The sequence below is a fragment of the Microbacterium sp. NPDC056234 genome (assembly GCF_042267585.1).
Classification (GTDB): Bacteria; Actinomycetota; Actinomycetes; order Actinomycetales; family Microbacteriaceae; genus Microbacterium.
In genome coordinates, this window is sequence record NZ_JBHJTE010000001.1 from 805,914 (window position 1) to 825,327 (window position 19,414).

Here is a 19,414-nt window from a genome sequence, read left to right on the forward strand (position 1 = left end):
AATGTTTCTGCCACAGCCGTATTTTTGCTTTCTTTTTTGGTTTTTGTGTGTTTGCTTTCCTTTTCTCTGTCGCCTGGGTGCGCGGCGCGGGTCCCCCCCCCCCCCCCCCACGCCGACAGGAGTGCACCCCTCATGACCACCTTCACCACCACCGGGCGGTATCGACCGCCCGCTCCACTCGGCGGGCGTCGTCCCGAACTGCGCAGAGCTGACGCACGACGCGCGGTCAAGGCATACGCCTTCCTCGCGCCTGCGCTGCTCATCCTCATCGGGTTCGTTCTGCTGCCCGCGGTACAGGCGCTGATCACCTCCTTCACCGATGCGTCCGGTTTCGGTGATCCGACCTGGATCGGTCTCGACAACTACATCGAGGCTCTGGGCTCCGGCCCGGTGCTGCGGGCATTGCTCAATACATTCCTCTATGCAGTCATGTATGCCCCGGGCGTGATCCTCGCGGGTCTCGGTGCGGCTCTGCTGCTCAACCGCGATGACATTCCGTTCCGCGGATTCTTCCGGACCGCGATCTTCCTGCCGTTCGTGATCTCGATGGCAGTGGCTTCGATCGCATGGAGCTTCCTGCTCGATCCGAATCTCGGGCTGGTCACCTACTGGGCGAGCCTCGCTGGCATCGATCTCGGTGATGTGTTCGGCAACGCTGCCACAGCGCTCCCCGCGGTCACGGCGATCGCAGTCTGGAAGAACTTCGGCTACTTCATGGTCATCTTCCTCGCCGGTCTGCAGAGCGTGCCCCGTCACCTCTACGAGGCCGCACGTCTCGACGGCGCCGGGCGCTGGCGGACTCTCCGAGCGGTGACGCTCCCCGGCCTGCGCAGCACCATGACCTTCGTCGTCATCCTCGCCATCATCGGCGCTTTTCAGGCGTTCGATCAGATCTACGTCATGACCCAGGGCGGCCCGGATCACGCCACCGAGACGCTCGTCTATCGCATCTACACCGATGGGTTCCGCGACTTCAAGCTCGGATTCGCGTCCGCACTGTCGTATCTGCTGCTGATCATCACGCTCGTCCTCGGTCTGATTCAGCTCCGGATCAACGCACGCCACGAAGAGGAACTCGAATGACCACCACCGCAGCCGTCGTGACGGCCTCCCGCCCCAGCAGGAGCCGACGCGCGAGCACTCGCGCGCCGTTGGCCGAACGCGTTCTCGTGGTTATCGGTCTCGTGGCGCTGCTGTTCATCACGGCGTTCCCCGTCGTGGTGATCGCGCTCGCCGCGCTCTCGCCGCAGAGCGAGGTGAACCAGTGGCCGCCCCGGTTGATCCCGTCCCACGTGACCCTGGACAATTTCGCAGGGCTCCTCGAGCGACTGCCGGTCTTCCAGCAATCGTGGAACTCGCTCGTGTTCGCCGGTGCGGTGACACTGTGCTCGCTGGCCTTGAACACGCTCGCCGCGTACGCCCTCGCGCGGATGGACTTCCGGGGACGCGGTGTCCTGCTGGCCGTGCTGATCGCCACCATGATGGTGCCGTTCCAGGCGCTGCTGCTGCCGATCTACCAGATCGCCTCCTCACTGGGCTGGGTGAACACGTTCATCGGGCTGGTGATACCACGCGCCGCCGATGTCGCCGGCATCTTCCTGCTTCGTCAGTTCATGATCACGCTCCCGCGGGATCTCGACTCCGCGGCACGGATCGACGGTGCCGGGGAATTCCGCATCTTCTGGTCCGTCATCCTGCCGAACACGAAGCCCGCCTTGCTGACGATGGCCCTGTTCACGTTCGTCGGCAACTGGAACGACCTGCTCTGGCCTCTCATCATGACGAGCGATTCGGAGGTGCGTCCGCTGACAGCCGGCCTCGCGCTCGTGACCGGGTCGGCGACGGCGACGGCGCCGTACGGCGTGATGATGGCCGGCGCACTGATCGCTGTACTTCCCCTCGTGATCCTGTACCTCGTGGTTCAGCGTCGCTTCGTCGAAGGGGTCGCCATGACTGGACTGAAAGGATGACATATGAGCTGGCTCACTGATGGGAGGCTCCATTTCGGCCTCGGAATCGAAGACACATTCATTCCGCAGTCCGGGCCGGGGGAGCGTGCGCTCGACGAGTACGCGTTGACGGAGCACTACGAGCGGTGGCACGCGGACCTCGGCCTCGCCGCTGACGTGGGGGCGGAGTTCGTGCGGTGGGGCATCCCGTGGCATCGCGTGAATCCCGGCCGCGGCCTCTGGGATTGGAGCTGGGTCGATGCCGTGATGGCACGGTTCGCCGAGCTCGGAGTGCGCCCGATCGTCGATCTGCTGCATTACGGGACTCCGCTGTGGATCGAGCGGGAGTTCGCGCATCCCGACTTCCCCTTGTACTTCGAAGAGTTCGCAGCGCGCGCTGCCGAGCGGTACGCCGACATCGCAACGGACTACACCCCGGTCAACGAGCCCATGCTCCACGCCCGATTCTCCGGAGACATCGGCTATTGGCCGCCGAAGCTCACCGGTGAGAACGGCTACAACACGATCGCCGTCGCGCTCGCCGACGGTTTCGTCCGATCGCAGCGCGCGATCGCCGACATCCTGGGCGATCGTGCGACCTTCGTCCACGTCGACGCAACGGCCCGCTTCGCCGGGGATGTCGACGGACACCGCGAACTCGTGGAGCTGCAACGAGCGCAATCCTTCCTGGTGGAGGATCTTGTCACCGGCCGCGTCGGCCACGACCACCCGCTCGCGGGGAATCTGGCGCGCACGGGCGTGTCCGATGACCGCCTGACCTGGTTCCGCGACCACGCGGTGCGGCCGGACATCATGGGGGTCAACTACTACCCGCGTCATTCCACCCAGTTGATGGAGGAGGGCATCACGCACGCGGGTGGGTTCGTAGACCCGTGGCCGGCGCACGATGACGGTGTCGCCGGGCTCGCCGAGTTGCTGCGCACCTACGCCGATCGCTACGGCGCGCCGGTCATGCTCTCCGAGACCTGTGTGACCGACACCGCCGAGGTGCGCATCGCATGGCTCGACGAGTCCGTTGCCTGCGTCCGGAACTTGCGCGCTGAGGGTGTCGACATCGTCGGATACACCTGGTGGCCGCTGTTCGACATGTACGAATGGACATATCGGCACGCGTCGACTCCGCGCGAGGATTCGTTGCTCGCGATGGGGCTGTACGACCTCGTCGAGTCGTCCGATGGACTCGATCGACGCCGCAACCCGGTCGCCGATCGATTCGCGTTTCACGCGAGGGATGCCGAGGCCAACGCCGCGCGTTGAGCGCCCTCTCGGAGCCTGTCGATAACGATTCGACCGCGCGATTGACAATCGTTCACGGTCGGTTCACAATGGCTTCTACAACGTTTACTACAACGTTGTAGATCGATTGGGAATCGCACCGCGCTCACCAGCGGGAGCGCGCGAGGCGACATCGAAGTCAGCCCCGAGAGGACACAGCACAATGAAGTCACGAATTCTGGCCGGAGTCGGCATCGCAGCCGTCGCGGCTGCCGCACTGACCGGCTGCGCCGGTGGCAGTGGTGACAGCGGCGCCAGCAACGAGATCACCTTCATGTTCCGCGGCAACGACGCGGAGAAGGAGGCCTACACGGCTGCCATCAAGCAGTTCGAGAAGGACCACGACGCCAAGGTCAAGATCATCATGACCACGGCCGATGACTACTCGACCAAGCTCAAGGCCGCGATCACGGGCAAGCAGATTCCCGACGTCTTCTACATCGATCCGGGCAGCGTTCAGGCCTACGTCAAGTCCGGCATCGTCAAGGACATCACCGAGGCAGTCGAGGCGGATGTCGACCTCGACAACCTCTGGCAGTACGGCGTCGACAGCTACCGCTTCGACGGCCAGCTCATGGGCCAGGGCGCGATCTACGCCATGCCCAAGGACATCGGGCCGTTCTCGTTCGGCTACAACAAGACCATGTTCGACGCGGCCGGCATCCCGCTGCCCGACAAGGACAAGCCCTACACGCTGGAGGAGTTCGTCGACGTCGCCAAGAAGCTGACGCTGGACACCAACGGCGACGGCACCCTCGACCAGTGGGGAACCGGGCTCAACGTCCAGTGGAACCTGCAGCCGTTCGTGTGGTCGAACGGCGGCGACTGGCTGAACGAGGACCGCACCGAGGTCACCGTCGACGAGCCCGAGTTCGTCGAGGCGCTGCAGTGGTTCGCCGACCTTTCGCTCGTCGACGGCGTCACCCCGTCCACCTCCGACGCGCAGACGCTGGACACCTACCAGCGGTGGATGCAGGGACAGATCGGCTTCTTCCCCGTCGGGCCGTGGGACGTGCCCACGTACGAGGCGCTCGACTTCGAGTGGGACCTGATCCCCTACCCGGTCGGCTCCACGGGTGAACCGGCCAGCTGGATCGGCACGCTCGGCATCGCCGTCTCCGAGACGACGAAGAACGCCGACCTCGCCACCGAGCTCGCGATCTACCTCTCCACCGATGAGACGGCGCAGCAGTCGCTGGTCGACGCCGGCGTGCAGATCCCGAACCTCATCGACATGGCGGACGAGTGGGTGGCATCCAGCACGCTGCCTCCGGCCAACAAGCAGGAGTTCCTCGACGTCGCGCAGGACTACGGCCGCGCGCTGCCGGCGAACACGACGTACAGCGCCGAGTGGTACGACGAGCTGTTCAAGAACATCCAGCCCGTCCTCGACGGCGACCAGACGGCGAAGGAATACCTCGAAGAAGTCAAGCCGCGCATGCAGGAGCTGCTGGACAAGGCGAACGCGGACGCCGGAATCGGCTGACTCGGCCGACGTCTGACACCCCTGGGGCCGGCACGAGCCGGCCCCGGGGCCCACCTGCCCGTCCCCGACCCACTGAGGTGACCATGTCCACGACGACTGTTCGTCGATCCCGGCTGCACCGCCGTGAACACCTGGCGGCCGTCGCATTCATCGCGGCCCCGGCGCTCGGCTTCCTGATCTTCATCGCCTACCCGCTGATCTTCGCGGTCTACGCTTCCTTCACGAAGTGGAACGGCCTGAGCGAGCCGGTCTTCAACGGTCTCGACAACTATGTCGAGATGATGGGCGACCGCTACTTCTGGCAGGCGATGGGCAACACCATCTTCATGATGATCGGCATCCCGATCGGCCTGCTCCTGTCGCTGCTGCTGGCGCTGGCGCTGAACCGCAAGATGCGCGGCACCACGTTCTTCCGCACCGTGTACTACGTGCCCGTGATCTCGTCGCTGGCCGCCGTCGCCATCCTCTGGCAGTGGGCGTACAACGGCGATTTCGGCCTGGTCAACCAGGTCCTCGCGATCTTCGGGATCGACGGACCGAACTGGCTGCAGGATGCCGCGACCGCCAAGCCGGCCATCATCATCATGTCGGTGTGGAAGGGCCTCGGATTCTCGATGCTGCTCTACCTCGCGGCCCTCCAGTCCGTCCCGCGCCATCTCTACGAGGCGGCAGCGATCGACGGCGCGGGTACGCTCTCGCAGTTCCGGCACATCACCATCCCGATGCTGAAGCCGGTGACCTTCTTCCTCGTCGTCACGAGCATCATCGGCGGCGCGCAGATCTTCATCGAGATCAACATCATGACCCCCACCGGTGGCCCCGAATTCTCCACCGCCTCCATCGTCTGGTACATCTGGCAGAAGGCTTTCAACTACCTCCAGATGGGCTACGCGACTTCCATGTCCGTCGTGCTCGGCATCCTGGTCTTCGTCGTCACGGCGATCCAGTTCCAGATGAACCGTCGCTCCCAGTTCTCGATCGAGTGAGGCAGCCATGACTCAGACAGCTCCAGCTCCTGGAACCATGACCACCGTCGTTCCCGAGGTCGCGCGCCGCCGTGGCCTGCCCCGTAACCCGATCGGCAAGGGCAACGGCAACTCCGCGGACGCGGTGGGCATGCGCTCGCGCTCGTACCGCATGATGAACGTGATCGTCACGGTCGTCCTCTCCATCGGCGGCATCGTGATGATCGCGCCGCTGCTGTGGACCTTCAGCACCTCTCTCAAGACGCGTGAGGCGGTGTTCGCCCTTCCGCCGCAGTGGATCCCCGACCCCGTGCAGTGGGAGAACTACCTCCGGGTGTGGACGGCCGGCCCGCTCGCGAGCGGCATCATGAACAGCATCATCGTGTCCGTCAGCGTGACGGTGGTGGGCGCGGTGACGTCGTCGCTCGCGGCCTTCGCCTTCGCGAAGATGCGTCTGCCGTTCAAGAACGTCGTGTTCCTTGCGATGCTGTCCGCGATCATGATCCCGTTCCCGACGATCATGATCCCGCAGTTCAAGATGTTCGGCGATGCCGGTCTCGTCGACACGCTGTGGCCGCTGATCCTGCCGGGGATCTTCGGCAACATCGTGATGATCTTCTTCCTGAAGCAGTACCTGGGCTCGATCCCCGACTCGATCATCGAGGCGGCCAAGCTCGACGGCGCCGGCTACCTGCGGATCTTCTTCCGACTGATCTTCCCGGTGATCCGTCCCGCGATCGCCGCGCAGTTCATCCTGTGGTTCATGGCGGTCTGGAACGACTACCTCGCGCCGATCATCTACCTGAACTCGCCGGAGAAGCAGACCCTGCAGCTGGTGATCGCGACGTTCAACGCCACCTATGCGAGCCAGACCGACTACCCGCTGATCATGGCGGCGTCGTTCATCGCGCTGATCCCGGTGCTCGTCGTGTTCCTGATCTTCCAGCGTCAGATCATCGAGTCGGTCGCACTGAGCGGATCGAAGGGCTGACATGAGCACTGCCACCAGCGACCCGAGCACGTGGGGCGCGCGCAACGCGCACGACCCCACGGTGGTCCGCGGCGACGACGGCCTCTGGTACATGTTCTCCACGGATGCCGCAGCCGACGTCAGCGGCATCCCGGTGGGCGCCCACGTGCGCACTTCGCCCGACCTGGTGACGTGGTCCTTCCACGGCACGGCGCTCGGCGAAGTCCCCGCACCGGCGCGCGAGTGGAGCGGAGCCCAGGGCCTCTGGGCGCCGGAGGTCGTCCGCTGGCCGGCGGCCGACGGGTCCGTCCGGTGGCACATGTACTACTCGGCATCCACGTTCGGCTCCCGGACCTCGGCCATCGGCCTGGCCACAGCCGACTCGCTCGCGGGTCCGTGGACCGATCAGGGCATCGTCGTCGCGACCCAGCACGATCGTGACGGCCACAACGCGATCGATGCGGCGATCACCTTCGACCGCGACGGCCGCGCATGGATGATCTACGGGTCGTTCTTCGACGGCATCCACATCGTCGAGCTGTCCCTCGACACGGGTATGCGCGTGCGCGACGAGAAGGGCGTGCTCATCGCTCGCCGTCCGTCGAACGTCGACGGTGCGATCGAGGGCGCGTACGTCGTGTACCGACCGGAGGAGGACCGCTTCGTCCTGTTCGTCTCGTACGACTCTCTCGTGAACACGTACAGCGTCCGGGTCGGCGTCGCGGATGAGATCACCGGTCCGTATCGGGATGCCGCGGGCAACGACCTCACCGACCCGACCGCCGAGCAGGCGGTCGTCGTCGGTACGAAGGTGCTCGGCGGCCACCGATTCCCGAACGGCACCGGGTTCATCGCGCCGGGCCACAACTCGATCTTCCGCGACGGGGACGCGACCTTCATGGTGCACCACGTGCGCCTCGCGGACGCGCCGACCAGGCATGAGGCCCAGATCAGGCGCGTGCACTGGACGCGCAGCGGCTGGCCGCTGGTCTCCCCGTACCCGTACGCGGGTTCTGCCGCCGAGGCACTGGATGCCGCGGCATCCGTCTCGGGGCGGTGGAACGCCGTTCGCTTCGCGCCGGAGGAGGCCGGGCTCATCGAGGCCGAGCGCGTGCAGCTGACCGCGCCGATCTCGAGCGCCGGCGAAGCCGTCGCCGCGGAGCTCGTGCTCACCGCGGCATCCGGTTCCTCGTCCTTGGACGGCGTCGTATTCGGCGCATGGGATCCGGTGGCGCAGTGCGCGGTTCTGGCCTTCGCCGGCATCGACGAGTCCGGCGTCGTCTGGACGGGATCGCAGCAGGTGGCGTCATGAGCGTCACGACTGCCCGGACGACGATGATCGAGAACGGTTCCGACGAGGTGGCTCTCGGCTGGACCGGCCGCGTCATGCAATGGCTGCGGGTCGTGACAGCGCTGGTCGCCGTCAACGTCATGTTCCTGCTCGGCGCGCTCGCCGGGTTGGTCCTGCTCGGCGTGATGCCGGCGGCCGTCGCCGCTGCCGCGGTGCTGCGCCGCAACGAGGTCATCCTCGGCGCGGCCGAAGAAGGGCTCGTGCGAACCTTCTGGACCACGTATCGTTCCGAGTTCTGGCGGGCGAACAGAGCAGGCATCCCGTTCTGGACCGTCGGCATCCTGTTCGCGGCCGATCTGGCCGTGCTCCCGCAGCTCGCAGGTCCCGTGTCGGCGGTGCTCCTGGTGTTCACGGGTGCGCTGCTGATCGCGGCGGTCACGACCTTCGCGGTCGCGATCACGCTGCTGTCGCGGTACGACGACGGCGCCATCGCCGTACTGCGCTACGCGCTGGTCCTGCCGCCGACGTCGCTCGTGATGAGCATCGGCGTGCTCGTCGCCGTCGTCGCCTGGGCGCTGATCGTCTCGATCCTGCCGGTGCTGCTGCCGTTGGCGGGCATCGCCGTCCCGCTCGTGATCGCCGTGCGTCTCATCGACGCGCGGCTGGATCGCATCGAGGACGCCGACTGAGTCGGCATCCCGCTTCGCACCTCCAGACCCACTACCCGCACGCCGTGCTGCCCGCAGCGCGGCCTGTCCCAGAGAAGGAAAGAACGTGACTCAGGCACGCATCTCCGTCGACCGCACTGCGGTCGTCGCACCGCTCGACCGGCGGATCTTCGGCTCTTTCGTCGAGCACCTCGGCCGCTGCGTCTATGACGGCATCTACGAACCGGGCCACCCGACCGCCAACGAGGACGGCTTCCGCATGGACGTCGTCGACCTCGTGCGCGAACTCGGATCCTCGACCATCCGCTACCCGGGCGGCAACTTCGTCTCCGGGTTCCGCTGGGAGGACTCGGTCGGACCGCGCGACCAGCGGCCGGTGCGCCGCGATCTCGCGTGGCACTCGATCGAGACCAACCAGGTCGGCGTCGACGAGTTCTCGCGCTGGCTGAAGCTGACCGGCTCCGAGCTGATGATGGCCGTGAACCTCGGCACCCGCGGCATCGAGGCGGCGCTCGATCTGCTCGAGTACTGCAACCACCCGTCGGGCACGGCGCTCAGCGATCAGCGCATCGCCAACGGCACCGTGGAGCCGCACGACATCAAGATGTGGTGCCTCGGCAACGAGATGGACGGTCCGTGGCAGACCGGCTACATGACGGCCGAGGACTACGGCAAGATCGCGGCCCGCACCGCGCAGGCCATGAAGACCGCCGACCGGTCGCTGGAGCTCGTCGTGTGCGGCTCGTCCAGCTCGTCGATGCCGACCTTCGGCGACTGGGAGCGCACGGTGCTCGAGCACGCGTACGACCACGTCGACTACATCTCCTGCCACGCCTACTACCAGGAGCGCGGCGGCGACCTCGGCTCTTACCTCGCCTCGTCGCTGGACATGCAGTACTTCATCGAGACGGTCGTCGCGACGGCCGATCACGTCGGCAACAAGCTGAAGTCGAAGAAGAAGATCAAGCTCTCGTTCGACGAGTGGAACATCTGGTACCTCGACGAGCACCAGGCCTCCGACGAGGTCAACGACGAGTGGCGCATCGCTCCCCGTCAGCTCGAGGACGTCTACTCCGTGGCGGATGCCGTGGTCCTCGGAAACCTGATGATCACGCTGCTGAAGAACCACGACCGCGTCGCTTCGGCATCCCTGGCGCAGCTGGTCAACGTGATCGCGCCGATCATGACCGAGCCGGGCGGGGACGCCTGGCGTCAGACCACGTTCTTCCCGTTCTCGGTGACCTCGCGGCTGGCGAAGGGCGAGATCCTCAAGCCCCGCATCGACGCCGGCACGTACGAGACGAAGGTCTACGGCGAGGCTTCGCTGGTCGACTCGGTCGTGACGACCGACGGCACCGAGTCGGCCGTGTTCCTCGTGAACCGCAGCCAGACCGAGGCGATCACGGTCACGGTCGACGTGGCGGAGCTCGGCGCCACGACCGTCGCCGAGGCCGTCACCGTCTGGGACGAGGACGTGTACGCCAAGAACACGCTCACCGACCAGAACCGCGTCGGACTCAAGCAGCTCGACGGCGCCGTCCTCGCCGACGGCGCGCTCACCGTCACGCTGCCGCCCGTCTCATGGTCGGCGATCGCCCTCGCGTGAGCATCCTCACGCTGCGCCTGACCGGTGCATCGGCCGTGATCCTCGCCACGGCCGCTGCACTGGTCGGGTGCGCCCCCGCCGAGGCGGTCGCGCCCGAACTGTCCGGCGACCTCTTCGTCCACGACCCCGCCTACGTCGTCACCGATGACGGATACTTCGTGTATTCGACCGGCAACGGGCAGATCGCGGACGGCAACATCCAGATCCGCACGTCCGACGACGGCGCGGAGTGGGAGTACGCCGGTGAGGTCTGGCAGACCAAGCCGGATTGGCTGTCGGATGCCGTGCCGGGCGTCGACAACCTCTGGGCGCCGGAGCTCTTCGAACACGACGGCATCTGGTACCTCTACTACTCGGCCTCGACCTTCGGCAGCAACACCTCGGTGATCGCGCTCGCGACGAACACCACGCTCGATCCCGATGACCCGGACTACGAGTGGGTCGATCGCGGCGAGGTGATCGCCTCGGCGGGCACCGACTACAACGCGATCGACGCCGGCATCGTCGAGGACGGCGACGGAGACCCGTGGATGGCCTTCGGTTCGTTCTCGTCCGGTCTGCAGATCGTGCCGCTCGAATGGCCGAGCGGGCTGCGCGCCGATGAGTCGGAGCCGGTGACGATCGCGGATCGCGGCCTCGCCGAGAACGCGATCGAAGCGCCGTACGTCGTCCAGCACGACGGCGCGTTCTACCTGTTCGCGTCCCGTGGCTTCTGCTGCAGGGGCACCGACAGCACGTACGAGATCATCGTCGGTCGTTCGGCTGCCGTGACCGGCCCCTATCTGGATGCCGATGGGGGAGCGCTCCTTGACGACGGCGGCACGCTCGTGCTGACCTCAGAGGGGGATCGCATCGGACCCGGCGGGCAGTCGGTGTGGGATGACACCCTCGCCTTCCACTTCTATGACGGGACTTCCGGCGGCATCCCGACCCTCGGCCTGCGGCCGATCACATGGCAGGACGGCTGGCCCGTCGTGCCCGCCGAGAAATAGTCCTTGGCCGGATGCGCCCTGTCTGCTAGCTTTGCGGGTAGTTAAATCAGGGGTTAGTTTTATCCCTGTTCATCCATGGTGTCGACGGAGACGCCAGGACCGCAGAGAGGCGGAGGATGGCACTGACGCAGACACCACGTCGACGCAAATCGTTGTGGGGGCAGATCAAGAGCAGCCGAGTGCTGATCTTCATGTGCGTTCCGGCGATCGCGTTCTTCCTCGTGTTCAACTACGCCCCGCTCCCCGGGATCTGGATCGCGTTCACGGACTTCAACTACCGCGACGGCATCTTCGGCAGCCCGTTCGTGGGGCTGAAGAACTTCGAGTTCCTGATCAAGTCGGGGATGCTGTGGGACCTCACTCGCAACACGATCCTCTACAACATCGCGTTCATCGTGCTCGGGAACATCCTGCAGATCGCGATCGCCATCATGTTCAACGAGGTCCGGCTGAAGTTCTTCAAGAAGATCACGCAGGGCATCATGTTCCTGCCGTACTTCATCTCGGTCGTGCTGATCGGCGTGATCGCCTTCAACATCCTGAACTACGACACCGGCGCCCTGAACACGCTGATCGAGCAGACCGGCGGCGACCCGATCAAGATCTACAGCATGGCCGGCATCTGGCCGCTCATCATCATCGTGGTCCACCTCTGGCAGAGCACCGGCTACGGATCGATCGTGTACTTCGCGGCCATCATGGGCATCGACAAGGGGTTGTTCGAAGCCGCTGAGATCGACGGGGCATCCGCGTGGCAGCGCATCCGGTACGTCATCCTGCCGAGCCTCAAGCCGACCTTCATCATCCTGTTCCTGTTCTCGCTGGGCGGCATCATGAGCGGCAACTTCGGGCTGTTCTGGAACCTCGTCGGCAACAACGCGGCGCTCTTCTCGACCACCGACATCATCGAGACCTCGGTGTACCGGATGGTCATGTCGCAGAACAACTTCACGACCTCCACCGCTGTGGGGCTGTACCAATCCCTCTTCGGCTTCGCCATCGTCATGACGGCGAACTGGATCGTGCGAAGGATGAACAAGGACTATGCCCTCTTCTGATGTCACCATGACCGCACCGGCCGCGGATTTCACCGACACCGACACCGGCGCGACCAGGACCCTGCTGCTGCCGAAGAAGGGCAAGAGCCTCTTCGACCGGTCGCCCAAGCCGCGCGCGATCAAGCTGTCGACGAGCGACCGCTGGCTGCGCGGGATCTCCTACGTGTGGATCACGCTGTTCGCGCTGTTCTGCCTGCTGCCGTTCGTCCTGATCGTGTCCGCCTCGTTCTCCAGCGAATCGGCGATCCGCTCCGACGGCTTCGGACTGTGGCCGAAGGAGTTCACGTTCGCCGCCTACGAGCTGATCTTCCAGGCGCCGCGTCAGATCATCGGCGCCTATGTCGTCACCGTCTCGATGACGGTGTTCGGTACCGCGATCGGCCTCTTCGTGATCGCGATGACGGGCTACGCGCTGTACCGGCAGGACTTCCCGTTCCGCAATCAGATCTCGTTCTTCATCTACTTCACGACGCTGTTCTCCGCCGGTCTCGCGCCGACCTTCCTCTGGGTGGGTCGCGACCTCGGACTGCGCGGCACGTACCTGGCGGTGTTCCTGCAGCTGCTGATGACGCCGTGGTTGATCATCCTCATGAAGAACTTCATGAAGACGGTGCCCTACGAGATCGTCGAATCCGGCAAGATCGACGGCGCCGGCGACTTCCGCATCTTCGCGAAGCTCACGCTGCCGATGATGAAGCCCGCTCTGGCGACCATCGGACTGTTCCTCGCTCTCGCGTACTGGAACGAGTGGTACCTGTCCTCGCTGTATCTGGGCAGCACCGTCGAGTTCAAGCCGCTGCAGTACTACCTGTACAACGTGATCAACACGGCCAGCGCCCTGCGCAACTCGGTCGCCGGCGCGAACGTGAGCATCGCCGATCTGCCCAGCAACACCCTGAAGATGGCCAGCGCGGTCGTCGCCACCGGGCCGATCCTCCTGTTCTATCCGTTCGTCCAGAAGTACTTCGTCAGCGGCATCACGGTCGGTGCGGTCAAGGGCTGACCCGCTGACGCTGACGTTCCCCCCCCGGCCCAACCGGCCACCCCCGCACCACCCTCACCCTGAGCCGAAGGAGTCTCACATGAAAAGAAGGATCCTCACGTCCGCGGCGGCTGTCGCCGTCGTCGGTCTGAGCACGGCCATGCTGGCCGGCTGCACACCGGCCGGCGGCGAAGAAGGCGGCGAGACCGCAGAGATCACGATGCTCGTTCTGGGCAACAAGCCCACCAACGGTCGCCTCGAGGCGATGCTCGAGGAGCTCAACCCGAAGCTGAAGGAGAAGGTCAACGCGACCCTCGACTTCTTCTACGTCGAATGGGCCGACTGGCAGACGCAGTACAACGTGCAACTGCTGTCCGGCGACGACAACATCGATCTGATCACGACGGCCACCGACTGGCTGTACGCGTGGGAGAACGCCGAGAAGGGCGCGTTCCTTCCGCTCACCGAGGACATGCTCAAGGAGAACGCGCCCAAGACCTGGGAGCAGGTGGATGCCGAGGGGCACTGGGATCTCACCAAGCTGAACGACGAGATCATGTTCATCCCGGAGGACAACTACACGCAGTACACGAACCACGGGTTCTTCTACCGCGGCGACTGGGCGACCGAAGCGGGGTTCGAGAACGGCGAGATCACGAGGTTCGAGGACTTCACGACCTACTTCCAGTGGGTGAAGGACAACAAGCCGGACGTGTACCCGTGGGACGTCGTCGGCGCAAACGAGGCGGCGCTCACCGGCTACTGGCAGGGTCACACCGACCTCGTCACGCTGCAGGGGGTGAGCGCGGGAATCTACATGCCGTTCCAGCTCTCGGCATCCGACCCCACCACCGTCACCTCGGTCTACATGGAGGGTGACGAACTGCTCGAAGCGGCCGAGCTGGCACGCGAGTGGAACGAGATCGGCGTCTGGCGCGAGGACGCCCTGAACTACGACGGCGACACCCGCGAGGAGTTCTACGCCGGGCGCAGCGGCGCCGACCAGCACCACACGCAGACCTACATCGGCGCGATCGTCGACAACATGACGAAGAAGCAGCCGGGGTCCGACCCGAAGATGTTCTACTGGGGTCAGGAGAACGACAACGTCTACAAGGACATCCTCACGCACGGCGCGATGGCGGTGAGCGCCAACTCCAGCAACCCCGAGAAGGCGCTGCAGGTCTACGACGCACTGCGCAACGACGAGGAGCTGTACGAGCTGCTCAACTTCGGCATCGAGGGCACCGACTACGTCATGACCGATGACGGCATGCTCGGATTCCCCGAGGGCTACGATCCCTCCGTCGACTCGCTCGGATCCAACTTCTGGGCCGGCCGCATGGATGAGTACGAGCCGCAGCGGGTCACCGAGGCTCCGAACAAGAACGAGATCTACGCAGCGCTCGACGAGGTCGCCAAGGAGTACCCGTACTCCACGCTGATCATCGACAAGAGCATGATCGATCCGACGCTCGCCGCGATGGGCGCCGTGCTGTCGGAGTACATCCCGCAGCTGCAGTACGGCAAGTTCGAGGACCCGGCGACGGCGATCGAGGAGATGCGGCAGAAGCTGATCGACGCGGGCTACGAAGACGCCCGCGACTCGCTGCAGGCGGACATCGACACCTGGGCCGAGGAGCAGGACTTCGAGTGAGGACTTCGCCGGGTGGGTCGAACGGCCCACCCGGCTCCGTCCACTTCTTCGACAGAGGGGATCGATCAATGCCGGGCATCTTCGCCGCCGACTCCGCGCTCATGCGCACCCTGACGCGCATCGCCGACGTCATGATTCTCAACTTCCTGTTCATCGTGACATCGCTGCCGCTCGTGACGATCGGCGCGTCGCTCACGGCGCTGAACGCCACCGCCATGCGCATCGTGGCCGGCACCGACCACTCGGTCACGCGTGACTACTTCACGGCGTTCCGGCGCGACTTCCGCCAGGCGACGGCCATCGCGCTGATCCTCCTGGCTGTCGGAGGCGCCTTCGCCGCGTGGTACTTCGTCGTCACGCAGCTGGTGAGCGATGCCGTGCTGCAGTTCCTGCTGCTCGGCGGATGGTTCGTGCTGCTCTTCATCGCCGCGACGTCCGTCCTCTTCGTCTTCCCCTACCTCGCCACCTTCGACGACTCGACGCGGGACGTGCTCCGCAATGCCCGATTGATCGGGCTGCGCCATCCGCTCGCTGCACTGGCCGTGCTCGCGATCACGGTGCTGGTGATCGTGGTGAGCGTCTTCTCCCCGCAGGTCACGGGGTACGGGCTGTTCTGGCTCCTCATCGGCTTCGGAGGTCTCGCCGTGGTTCACGCCGTCGTGTTCACCAGGGTGTTCGCCCGCTACACCCCCGCGGCCGGTGCCGCGTGAGCGGCGCGGAGACGATGCGCGTGGCGCGGTGGCGCTTCGCGCTCGCCGACCACAGCGAGGCATGGGCCAAGGGGTTCGACGACTCGACCTGGCGCGAGGTCATCGTGCCGCACGACTGGAGCGTCGAGCAGGACTTCTCTCCCGAGCACTCCAGCGGCACCGGCTACCTTCCTGGTGGAATCGGCTGGTACCGCGCCCACGTGTCATTGAGTGCGCTCGAGCGCATCGACGGATCCCGCATCCTCCTGTCCTTCGGCGCCGTCTACAAGAATGCGGACGTCTGGGTCAACGGCTACCACTTCGGGGGCCGACCGAACGGGCACGTGCCGTTCTCGTTCGATCTCACCGAGGTCGTCTCCTACGCCCCTGACGACGATCTCGTCATCAGCGTGCGGGTCGATCGCACCGAGATCGCGGACTCCCGCTGGTACAACGGCTCCGGCATCACTCGCGCTGTCGTACTCGAGGTGCACGGTCCGCTCCGTGTCGCCGCGCAGAGCACGGCCTTCACCGCCACGGGCGTCACCGGCCGGTCCGCGGTCATCCGCATCGCGCAGACCGTGGTCAGCGACCTCGGTCAGGCGGCGGACGTGCGTGTGCGTCACGAACTCCACTCGCTCTCCTCGGGGGACGAGCACGTGTTCGAGAGAGACCTGGAGATACCGGCCGGGGCATCGCTCGAGCTCGCCGTCGAAGGGCGCGTGCCGCATCCGCAGCTCTGGTCGGATGCCGAGCCGTCGCTGTACCGGCTCACGACGATCGTCACCTGGCGGACCACCGACGGGCAGGGACGAATCGACCGCAGCGACGTCGTCGGAATCCGGTCGGTCGTCTTCGACCCCGATCGCGGGCTTCTCGTCAACGGCGAACCGCGGACGCTCAAGGGCGTCTGCCTGCACGAGGATGCCGGATGCCTGGGTGTCGCCGTGCCAGCCCAGGTGTGGCTGCGACGACTGCTCGCCCTCAAGGACATGGGGTGCAACGCGGTGCGGATGGCGCACAACCCGCACGATCCCGTGCTCTACGCGCTGTGCGATGCGCTCGGCTTCTTCGTGATCGACGAGGCGTTCGATGAGTGGGAGAGCCCCAAGAACAAATGGTGGCATGGGCACAACGTGTACCCGCCGAAGCACGAGGGGTATGCGACGCACTTCCCGCTCTGGCACGAGCGCGATCTGCGCGACATGATCGCCGCGCATCGCAATCATCCATCGATCATCGCGTGGAGCATCGGCAACGAGATCGACTATCCCAACGATCCCTACGCCAGTGAACTGTTCGAGGAGATGACCGGCAACAACGATGCGAACAAGCCGGCTCAGGAGCGCGTCTACGATCCGAGTCGCCCCGACGTCCGCCGTCTCACCACGATCGCCCGTCGGCTCGGTGAGATCGTCCGCGACGCCGATCCGAGCAGGCCGGTCACGTTCGCGGCCGCATTCCCCGAGCTGTCGAGCCGCACGGGTCTGCTCGACGACCTCGACGTCGTCGGGTACAACTACAAGGAGCATCTCTACGCCGAGGATCATGCGCGCTTCCCCGGCAAGCCGTTCGTCGGCAGCGAGAACGGGCATGGCTACGCCGAGTGGCGTGCGGTCGTCGACAACGCGTTCATCGCAGGCCAGTTCCTCTGGACCGGGATCGACTACCTCGGTGAGGCGCACGGCTGGCCGGTCCACGGTTCCGGGGCTGGTCTGCTGACCCTCGCCGGGTTCCCGAAGCACGAGTGGCACCTCCGTCGCAGCTGGTGGTCCGATCAGCCGACCGCGCATCTCGCTGTGCGTGCGCACGAGCCGGATGCCGACCGGAAGGCGTTCTGGCGGCATCCGGTCTCCCGGCAGTGGGCGGCCGGCGACGGCGTGATCGAGGTGCTCGCCTTCGTGGGCGGCGGCCGGCCGCGACTCTCGATCGACGGCGCTGACGTGCCGCTGGAGTTCGACGAAGACGGCGGCTACTGGGGGGCGGTGGCCTCGGCATCCGCTGCGGTGCTCAGGCTGGAAGTGGCGGACGCCGGACGCGTCGTGGCGACGGACGAGCTGCGTCCCGCCGGTGATCCGGTGAGACTGGCGGCTGCCCTCTGGCGTGCGCCGGAGGATGCCGCCAGGCGATGCCGGGCAGCCGGAATCGACATCGACGACGTCGTGCAGATCGAGTGCGCGCTGCTCGACCGCGACGGGGCGGTCGCCGCGGCGGAGGCGTCGGTCGCGGTCGAGGTGCATGGCGGCAGGCTGCTCGGGCTGGAGAACGGCGATCTCGCGGACGTCACGGCCTACCGGAGCCTGGAGCGCCGCACGCGCGATGGACGGCTGATCGCCTATGTGCGCGAGGGGGAGCAGACCAGCGTCCGCATCAGCGGGACCGGCATCGAGGCTGTTACGGTTCAGCTATGAGGGGTGCGATGCCGCGGCGGACGTCGAGAGACATCCGCAGCGATTCGATGGTGGATGTCCTGCACGCCGTGCTGTCGGCGGGGGAGACGACCCGGAACGACATCGCCCACAAGACCGGGTTGAGTGCGGCGACCGTGGTCACGATCGCCGGTGAGCTCATCGACCGCGGGATCATCGTCGAGACGAAGACCACGGCCGGCCAGGTCGGGCGACCGACGGCCGTGCTCGCGATCAACGCCGAGCGTGGCCGCGTGGTCGGACTCGACGTCGCCGAGACCTACGTGCGCGGCGTGATGCTCGACGCGTCGCTGAATCCGCTGACGCAGATCGAGCGCGCGCACGATGAGCATCTGCTGGATCCGGATTCCATCGTCGAAGCCATCGGGCTGGTGCTGGACGATCTGCTCGTACAGGCAGGCGTCGCGCGCGACGGGATCCTCGGCGTCGGCATCTCGCTTCCCGGGCTCATCCAGGAGCCCACCGGCATCGCCGTGGTCGTCCCGAACTGGGAGTGGCGCAGCGTCGAACTGGAGCATCTGCGCGAGCGGGTCGGCCTTCCGCTCGTGATCGACAACCCCCTCAAGGCCATGGTCGCCGCCGAACTCTGGCTCGGTCGAGGGCGGTCGGCGTCGAGCATGACGACCGTCAACCTCGGCACCGGCGTGGGCGCCGGGATCGTGCTGGAGGGCCGGGTGCTGCGCGGCTCGACGAACTCCGCGGGCGAGTGGGGGCACTCGCTGCTGCAGCTGGACGGACGACTGTGCCGCTGCGGGCGTCGGGGCTGCGTCGAGGCGTACATCGGTGTGCCCGGCATTCAGCAGACGCTGCGCGAACTCGCCCCCCAGCATCCCCTCGCCGATGTCGACATGCAGCGGGACTTCATCATGGCGCTCGCCGCTGCCGTGGCCGAGCCGGAACAGGATGCCGCGGCGCGCGAGACCGTCGCACGCACCGCCTACTACCTCGGTTCGGCGCTCGCCGACCTCGTCGCGATCGTGAATCCCGAGGTCATCACGCTGACCGGGTGGACGACGTGGGCACTGGGAGACCTGCTGCTGCCGCCGGCCGCGCAGCGGATGCGCGAGCAATCGCCTGGACGGGCCGGTACGGCGCTCGCGCTCGAAGTATCGACCGTGCGCGGCAACCCGGTCGCCTCGGGCATCGCGATGATCGCCCTGGAGCGTTCGCTGGTGGATGCCGGGCTGCTGACGTCGCGCATCACGGTCGCGCTCTGACACGACTCTCAGCCGTTGGCGCGTTTCGACTCGGTCGCCTGCAGCGTCATCGCTCAAACGAACGGCCAGAGGGTGCGGGTGTCCTCTCCCCGTCGTTCGTTGAGCGAGCGGAGCGAGACGAAACGCACGTCCATGTTGTGAGGTCGACCTCGATCTACT

The 19,414-nt window shown here is 66.0% G+C and carries 16 protein-coding genes; all 16 read left to right on the plus strand.

The features are described 5' to 3' along the window. Positions 1-132 precede the first annotated feature (132 nt). The 16 genes from ACFCYE_RS04000 to ACFCYE_RS04075 all read left to right on the plus strand — a co-directional run bounded on the left by ACFCYE_RS04000 (position 133) and on the right by ACFCYE_RS04075 (position 19,255). A complete protein-coding gene (locus ACFCYE_RS04000; protein WP_376176485.1) occupies positions 133-1,083 on the plus strand; it encodes a carbohydrate ABC transporter permease in 951 nt (316 codons plus the stop codon). Continuing rightward, the gene (locus ACFCYE_RS04005) at positions 1,080-1,970 is read left to right on the plus strand and encodes a carbohydrate ABC transporter permease (protein ID WP_376176487.1); all 891 of its coding nucleotides are present in this window, start codon (positions 1,080-1,082) and stop codon (positions 1,968-1,970) included. Before ACFCYE_RS04000 ends, ACFCYE_RS04005 begins: the two co-directional genes overlap by 4 nt. 3 nt (positions 1,971-1,973) lie before the next feature. Further along, positions 1,974-3,227, plus strand: a complete 1,254-nt coding sequence (locus ACFCYE_RS04010; protein ID WP_376176489.1) for a family 1 glycosylhydrolase — start codon at positions 1,974-1,976, stop codon at positions 3,225-3,227. Between the two features lie 181 nt (positions 3,228-3,408). Beyond that, positions 3,409-4,731, plus strand: coding sequence for an ABC transporter substrate-binding protein (locus ACFCYE_RS04015; protein ID WP_376176491.1), 1,323 nt, complete (start codon positions 3,409-3,411; stop codon positions 4,729-4,731). An 83-nt stretch (positions 4,732-4,814) separates the two neighbouring features. Beyond that, positions 4,815-5,717: a carbohydrate ABC transporter permease gene (locus ACFCYE_RS04020; RefSeq protein WP_376176493.1), complete on the plus strand. Its 903-nt coding sequence runs from the start codon at positions 4,815-4,817 to the stop codon at positions 5,715-5,717. Positions 5,718-5,754: 37 nt separating this feature from the next. Continuing rightward, on the plus strand, positions 5,755-6,687 hold the full coding sequence (locus tag ACFCYE_RS04025) for a carbohydrate ABC transporter permease (protein WP_376176494.1): 933 nt from the start codon (positions 5,755-5,757) through the stop codon (positions 6,685-6,687). Position 6,688: 1 nt separating this feature from the next. After that, entirely contained in the window at positions 6,689-7,978 is a 1,290-nt protein-coding gene (locus ACFCYE_RS04030; protein ID WP_376176496.1) for an arabinan endo-1,5-alpha-L-arabinosidase, read from the plus strand. Then, positions 7,975-8,646, plus strand: coding sequence for a YesL family protein (locus tag ACFCYE_RS04035; RefSeq protein WP_376176498.1), 672 nt, complete (start codon positions 7,975-7,977; stop codon positions 8,644-8,646). The genes ACFCYE_RS04030 and ACFCYE_RS04035 overlap by 4 nt, the downstream gene beginning before the upstream one ends. A gap of 85 nt (positions 8,647-8,731) precedes the next feature. Beyond that, positions 8,732-10,231 (plus strand): alpha-N-arabinofuranosidase, encoded by a 1,500-nt coding sequence (locus ACFCYE_RS04040; RefSeq protein WP_376176499.1) that lies wholly within the window; start codon positions 8,732-8,734, stop codon positions 10,229-10,231. Further along, positions 10,228-11,223, plus strand: a complete 996-nt coding sequence (locus ACFCYE_RS04045) for an arabinan endo-1,5-alpha-L-arabinosidase (RefSeq protein ID WP_376176501.1) — start codon at positions 10,228-10,230, stop codon at positions 11,221-11,223. Before ACFCYE_RS04040 ends, ACFCYE_RS04045 begins: the two co-directional genes overlap by 4 nt. Positions 11,224-11,339: 116 nt before the next feature. After that, positions 11,340-12,281 carry an ABC transporter permease gene (locus ACFCYE_RS04050; RefSeq protein ID WP_376176503.1) on the plus strand — a complete coding sequence of 314 codons (942 nt, stop codon included), beginning with the start codon at positions 11,340-11,342 and terminating at the stop codon, positions 12,279-12,281. A 7-nt stretch (positions 12,282-12,288) separates the two neighbouring features. Beyond that, entirely contained in the window at positions 12,289-13,284 is a 996-nt protein-coding gene (locus ACFCYE_RS04055) for a carbohydrate ABC transporter permease (RefSeq protein WP_376176505.1), read from the plus strand. 79 nt (positions 13,285-13,363) lie between these two features. Beyond that, positions 13,364-14,920: an extracellular solute-binding protein gene (locus ACFCYE_RS04060; RefSeq protein ID WP_376176507.1), complete on the plus strand. Its 1,557-nt coding sequence runs from the start codon at positions 13,364-13,366 to the stop codon at positions 14,918-14,920. A 68-nt stretch (positions 14,921-14,988) separates the two neighbouring features. Next, on the plus strand, positions 14,989-15,630 hold the full coding sequence (locus tag ACFCYE_RS04065) for a YesL family protein (RefSeq protein ID WP_376176509.1): 642 nt from the start codon (positions 14,989-14,991) through the stop codon (positions 15,628-15,630). After that, positions 15,627-18,020 carry a glycoside hydrolase family 2 TIM barrel-domain containing protein gene (locus ACFCYE_RS04070; RefSeq protein ID WP_376176511.1) on the plus strand — a complete coding sequence of 798 codons (2,394 nt, stop codon included), beginning with the start codon at positions 15,627-15,629 and terminating at the stop codon, positions 18,018-18,020. The genes ACFCYE_RS04065 and ACFCYE_RS04070 overlap by 4 nt, the downstream gene beginning before the upstream one ends. Then, positions 18,017-19,255, plus strand: coding sequence for an ROK family protein (locus ACFCYE_RS04075; protein ID WP_376176513.1), 1,239 nt, complete (start codon positions 18,017-18,019; stop codon positions 19,253-19,255). The genes ACFCYE_RS04070 and ACFCYE_RS04075 overlap by 4 nt, the downstream gene beginning before the upstream one ends. Positions 19,256-19,414 lie beyond the last annotated feature (159 nt).